6 protein-coding genes are annotated in these 5,555 nt (G+C 69.4%); 4 read left to right on the forward strand and 2 right to left on the reverse strand.

Annotated elements, in window-relative coordinates:
* The 4 genes from D183_RS0113315 to D183_RS0113330 form a co-directional block, all read left to right on the forward strand.
* Positions 1–295: laccase domain-containing protein (locus D183_RS0113315; RefSeq protein ID WP_017909432.1), on the forward strand; the 295-nt coding region annotated here is incomplete at its 5' end.
* Positions 280–822: a DUF4166 domain-containing protein gene (locus D183_RS0113320; protein WP_017909433.1), complete on the forward strand. Its 543-nt coding sequence runs from the start codon at positions 280–282 to the stop codon at positions 820–822. The genes D183_RS0113315 and D183_RS0113320, both read left to right, overlap by 16 nt.
* A 37-nt stretch (positions 823–859) precedes the next feature.
* The gene (locus D183_RS0113325; protein WP_017909434.1) at positions 860–1,252 is read left to right on the forward strand and encodes a thiol-disulfide oxidoreductase DCC family protein; all 393 of its coding nucleotides are present in this window, start codon (positions 860–862) and stop codon (positions 1,250–1,252) included.
* 249 nt (positions 1,253–1,501) lie between these two features.
* On the forward strand, positions 1,502–2,254 hold the full coding sequence (locus D183_RS0113330) for a hypothetical protein (RefSeq protein ID WP_051067624.1): 753 nt from the start codon (positions 1,502–1,504) through the stop codon (positions 2,252–2,254).
* A 36-nt stretch (positions 2,255–2,290) separates the two neighbouring features.
* On the opposite strand, the gene D183_RS0113335 is transcribed toward D183_RS0113330, so the two are convergent.
* Positions 2,291–4,144, reverse strand: a complete 1,854-nt coding sequence (locus D183_RS0113335; protein WP_017909436.1) for a methyl-accepting chemotaxis protein — start codon at positions 4,142–4,144, stop codon at positions 2,291–2,293.
* 465 nt (positions 4,145–4,609) lie between these two features.
* Positions 4,610–5,555 (reverse strand): alpha,alpha-trehalose-phosphate synthase (UDP-forming) (locus tag D183_RS0113340; protein ID WP_017909437.1); only part of this gene is annotated, 946 nt, incomplete at its 5' end.

The following is a 5,555-nucleotide window of genomic DNA, read 5'->3' on the forward strand; positions in this document are numbered from 1 at the left end:
GGCCTGGCTGGGGCCGGCGGCCGGACCGCAGCACTACGAGATCGGCGCCGAGGTGCGCGAGGCGTTCCTGCGCCACGATCCGGCCGCCGCTGCCGCATTCGTGGACACCCGGCCCGGGCACTGGCGGGTGGACCTGTACGCACTGGCGCGGCAACGCCTGGTCGCGGCCGGCCTGGCGCCGGACCGAATCCACGGTGGCGGCCTGTGCACCATCGCCGATGCGCAGCGCTTCTACTCCTATCGGCGCGACCGCCGCAGCGGGCGCATGGCGACCCTGGCGTGGATCGCGCCCTGACGCCGCCGCTGTTCGCGCAGGTGCTGGGGCCGGCGTTCGCGCAATTGCCGCCGGTGCTGCGCGCGCTGCACACGCCGTCGTCGCAGTCGCGCTATGTCGGCCAGGCGATGGTCCAGCGCGGCCGCCATCCGTTGCTGCCGCTGTGCGCGTGGCTAGTGCGGCTGCCGCGCACCGGGCCGGCGACGCCGGTGGAGGTGGTGTTTCGCGCCGACGCCCACGGCGAGCGCTGGGAGCGCCGTTTCGGCACGCATGCGATGCCCTCGCGGCTGTGGCTGCACCGCGGCCGCCTGCGCGAGCGTCTGGGTGCGGTGGTGTTCGAATTCGCCCTGCGGATCGACGGCGCCGGCATCGAATGGCGCGCGGCGCGGGCCTGGGCCTTCGGCGTGGTGCCGCTGCCGCGGCGCTGGCTGGCCGGCGTGCACTGCCGCGAAGACCAGCGCGACGGGCGCTACGCGTTCTTGATCGCGGTGAGCCTGCCGTGGATCGGTCCGTTCATCCGCTACGAGGGCTGGCTTGCGCCGGCCTGAGCCGCCACCGGGTGCGGCGCCCGCGGCGTCGGAGGACATGGCCATCGTCGTGTTCGACGGGGTCTGCGCGCTGTGCAGCCGCTGGGTGCGGTTCCTGCTGCGCCATGACCGCCGCGGCCGCTACCGGTTTGCGGCGATGCAGTCGCCGCGCGGCAGCGCGCTGTTGCGCGAGCACGGCCTGGATCCGGCCGATCCGCTGTCGTTCCTGCTGCTGACACGGCACGGTGCCTTGACCGATTCGGACGCGGCGATCGCGGTGATCGCCGGGCTCGGCGGGGTGTGGCGCAGCGTCGCGTCGCTGCGCCTGCTGCCGCGGCGCTGGCGCGATGCCGGCTACCGGGTGCTGGCGCGCAACCGCCATCGCTGGTTCGGTACCACGGCGCAGTGTTTCCTGCCGGAGCCGCAACAGCGCTCGCGCTTTCTGGAGTGAGCACGACGCGCGCGGCGCGCCTGGTCGGCTGTTTCCTCGCGCGAGCCCATCGCCGCGGGTTCACAAGTGCCTGCGGTGGCCGTTCTTGACGGACGGGCCACCCACGCGATCGGACCGGCAACGATGAAGATTCCTCTGCTGCTTCTGCTGGCAAGCCGCTGGCAGCGGCGTCCGTCAGCCTCCTTGGCAGATAGCACCGTGGTGCCCCCCGTTTCCACGCTCCCACACCCGCCCGAGAGGAGTTTCGCTATGCCCAGTCCTACGCCTGCGCGGCTGATCCATCCAAGCAATCGCGTGTTCGGCACGATCGATATCAAGAACTACAGATTCGTCGGCGAGCAGCTGCCCAGTACCTACTACATGAGCGGAACGGGTCCGTTCATCCGCTTGCGTCCATTGCATCGATCCGGTTTCGCCATCTACGAAAGGCCGACGCGCGTGGTGGGGCTCTATGTGGGCGACTGGGACCGGGACGACACCTTCGCGCAGAACATCCAGAATGTGGCGCTGTATCGCGAACTCGGCGCAAGCGCGGCCGACATCGCCGCCAGCATCGAACGCCTGAAACTGGTCGCGCGACGCACCGACGAGATCATCCAGCAGAATACCGCCCAGCCGCTGGAGTTGAACGACGCCGTCGTCTTCGTCAACGAGGGCGCCTTGGCCGGAACAGTGTGGGGCGGCGACAAGCAAAAGACCGGCAACGTATACAAGCCGTTGAAGGTGGTCGATGCGACCGGCACCAGCAGGAAGGCCCATGCCGGTCATGCCTTCGCCACGCGCGAGGCGGTGGAGCGGTTCTATGCCGATTACTATCCTCACGTGCTGGGGCAATTGATGCTGCTCGGGCAGGCCCAGCAATCCTTCGTTTCGCAAGCGCCCAATGGCGATGACGTCGTGACGGTGATCAATACCGACACCGGGTACTTTCCTCAGAGCGAGTTTCCCACCCGCGCCAGCCAGTTGCAGTTCCTGCTCCAGCAATTCATGCGCTTTGCCTGATCCTGGACGGGGCGGGCGGTCGTCGCGTGCGTCGCCTCAGTAAGTACGGCGCAGCAGGGGGGTGACATTGCTGCCGCCCGGCCGCCCTTGTCCCGTCTCGATCCGGAACACCGCGACCGCCGCAGCCAAGCCGCCGGCCTGCTCCTCCATGCTGCGCGCGGCGGCGGTGGCTTCCTCGACCAGGGCGGCGTTGCGTTGGGTCACCTCGTCCAGTTGCGCCACGGTGCGGTTGACCTGTTCGATGCCGCTGGACTGCTCGCCGCTGGCGGCGCTGATCTCGCCGATCAGGCCGGTCACCCGCTGCACCGAACCGACGATCTCGTGCATGGTGGCGCCGGCGCGGTTGACCAGCGCGGCGCCTTCGCCGACGGTGCGCGTGGACGCTTCGATCAGGTCCTTGATCTCCTTGGCCGCATCGGCCGAGCGCTGCGCCAGCGACCGCACCTCCGAGGCGACCACGGCGAACCCGCGGCCCTGTTCCCCGGCGCGCGCCGCTTCCACCGCGGCGTTGAGCGCCAGGATGTTGGTCTGGAAGGCGATGCCGTCGATCACGCCGATGATCTCGCCGATGCGCTGCGAGGACGTGCTGATCGCGCGCATCGTCGCCACCACCTCGTCCATCACCTGGCCGCCGGAACGGGCGACCTCGCCGGTGTTCTGCACCAGGCCGTTGGCCTGCTGCGCGTTGTCGGCGTTCTGCTTCACCGCCGAGGTCAACTCTTCCATCGAGCTGGCGGTCTCCTCCAGGCTCGCCGCCTGCTGTTCGGTGCGGTCGGACAGGTCGGTATTGCCTGCGGCGATCTCCGAGGCGGCGCGGCGGATCGTGTCGGCCGACTCCTGGATCCCGACGATGATTTCGGTGAGCTTGGCGACGGTGCGGTTGGTATCCTCGCGCAAGCGCGCGAACACGCCCTGCGCCTGGCCGTCGACGCGGTGGGTGAGGTCGCCTTCGGCCAGCGCCGCCAGCGCTCCGGCCAGTTGCGCCAGGTTGCTCTCCACCCCATCGGAAATGCGGTTGACGCCCTCGGCCAGCGACTTGAGGACGCCGTCCATCGCCGCGGTCTCGATGCGCTGACTGAAATCGCCGTGCGCGGCCGCCTCGATCACCGTGGCCAACGCCTGTTCGGCGTTGACCTGCGCGGTCACCTCTTCCCATTGCGCGATGGTGCCCAGGCGGCGGCCGTCGGCATCGTCGATCGGGCTGTACACGAAATCGATCTGGCGGCCGAAGAACGGCGCGCGCACGCGCTTGGAGCCGGTCAGCGCGCGCATGCGATCGATCGCCGCCTGGCTGTCCGGATAGATGTCGCCGATGCTGCCGCCGACGAACTGTTCGGCGCGGAATTCGGGGCGGAAGCGCTGCACGTCCGGTTCGATGGTCTTCAACATCTGCAGCAGCTTGCGGTTGGCGAAATGCACGCGGCCATCGTCGTCGGCGATGCGCACCATGGTGTCGAGATCGTCCAGCGCCTGGATCACGAAACGGCCGTGGCGCAGTTCGGCTTCGGTCTGCGCCTGGCGCGCCGCCAGCGCCTGTTGCGCGTTCTGCAGCGCACGCAGCAGTGCCACCTCGGCCGTGTCCCCGAGCACCTCCACACGCTGCTCGAAGCGGCCTTCGCCCAGCGCCTGCAGCGCCTGCGTGGCGTGTTCCAGGGCGCGTGGCGCGCTGCGTCTGCCGAGCCACACCAGTACCGCTGCTGCGGCCACGGCGACCAGCAGCGCCGGCAGCAATCGCGGCAATGCCGATCCGTTGGCTCCCATCGTGCGGCCGACGTGCAACGCATAGCCGGCCAGCGCCAGCAGCACCAGGACATGGGACAGGGCAAGCAGCGCCGAACGCGGGCGCAGCCAGGAGGCGGTGGGGCGGAGAACGGCAGTTGGCGAGGGCATGGTCTGCACCGGCTGGGAAACAACGGGCAACGCCGCGAGGGCGGTGCGATCACGTGGGGGGTGATCCAGTATCGGCATATCACCGTGCCGGCTTGATCGCCTGCACCTGCCGTTCGTCGGAAACTTTATATGGACTGAACGCCTAAGGCAGAGCGCCGAAAGCGTGATGATGTGCTGCGGCGCAGCAGGCGATCGACGCAGGGCCGCGCCTGCGACGCGGCGCGGGCGGCCGCAAGCGCGACGTGCATCGCGAAGCAGCAACCGCGCTGCGGTGGCCTCGGCAAGCAGATCAGCCGGCGCGGCGCGTGGCGGCTACTATGTTAGGCAAGGCAGCTAGTCTGGCCGCGACGGGACACGGAACACCGCGTCATGCCGCGCCATGGCGGATGGCGCATGGCCTGCAAGGCAGGATCGCACGGTGCGCTGGCGCTGCGCGCGCCGCGTCGTGCAACGCGCGTGCCGGGGCTAGCGCACGCTTTCCAGCGCCTGCAGATAGCGCTGGCGCCATGCGTTGATGTCGTGCTTGCGCAGGTGGTCCATCATCGCCTGCCAGCGTTCGATGCGCTTGGGCTTGGGCAGCGACGCACCGGTGGCGATGGCATCGGCGACGCCGTCCAGGTCGTGCGGATTGACCAGCAGCGCTTCCTTCAGTTCGTCGGCGGCGCCGGCCAGCAGCGACAGCACCAGCACGCCGGGATTCTCCGGATCCTGCGCGGCCACGTACTCCTTGGCCACCAGGTTCATGCCGTCGCGCAGCGGCGTCACCAGGCCGACCTGTGCGGCGCGATAGAAGCCGGTCAGGGTGGCGTGGGTGAAGTTGCGGTTGACGTAGCGCAGCGGCGTCCAGTCCGGCTCGGCGTGGCCGCCGTTGATGTGTCCGGCGATCTGCTCGAGCTGGTTGCGCAGCTGCTTGTACTCGGTGACGTCGCCGCGCGAGACCGGCGCGATCTGCAGGTAGGTGAGGCTGCCGCGCTGGTCGGCATGCCGTTCCAGGTAGCGCTCGAAGCCGAGGAAGCGTTCCGGCAGACCCTTGGAGTAGTCCAGCCGGTCCACGCCGATCGCCAGCTGGCGATCGCGCAGGCTGCTGCGCAGATCGCGCACCGCCGGCTTGGACATTGCCGCGCGCGCCTGCTGCGCGATCAGTTCGGTGTCGATGCCGATCGGGAACATGGCCGCGCGGAACCGGCGTCCGCCCGGCGCTTCCAGCACGCCGTCCTTGATCACCTTGCCGCCGCCGAACAGGCGCACGTAGGCCTGGAAGCGGTCGACGTCGCGGCGGGTCTGGAAGCCGATCAGGTCGTAGGCGTAGAAGCCGGAGAACAGCCGCGCATGGTCCGGCAGTGCCTGGATCAGGTCGGCCGAGGGGAACGGCACGTGCAGGAAGAAACCGATGCGGCAGCCGATGGGGGCG

The sequence above is a fragment of the Xanthomonas sp. SHU 199 genome, assembly GCF_000364665.1.
Lineage (GTDB): Bacteria > Pseudomonadota > Gammaproteobacteria > Xanthomonadales > Xanthomonadaceae > Xanthomonas_A > Xanthomonas_A sontii.

Excerpts from the sequence above, each read along its gene's own strand:
- D183_RS0113325 (WP_017909434.1), top strand. The coding sequence starts at position 860 with ATGGCCATCGTCGTGTTCGACGGGGTCTGCGCGCTGTGCAGCCGCTGG.
- D183_RS0113335 (WP_017909436.1), bottom strand. The coding sequence starts at position 4,144 with ATGCCCTCGCCAACTGCCGTTCTCCGCCCCACCGCCTCCTGGCTGCGC.
- D183_RS0113330 (WP_051067624.1), top strand. The coding sequence starts at position 1,502 with ATGCCCAGTCCTACGCCTGCGCGGCTGATCCATCCAAGCAATCGCGTG.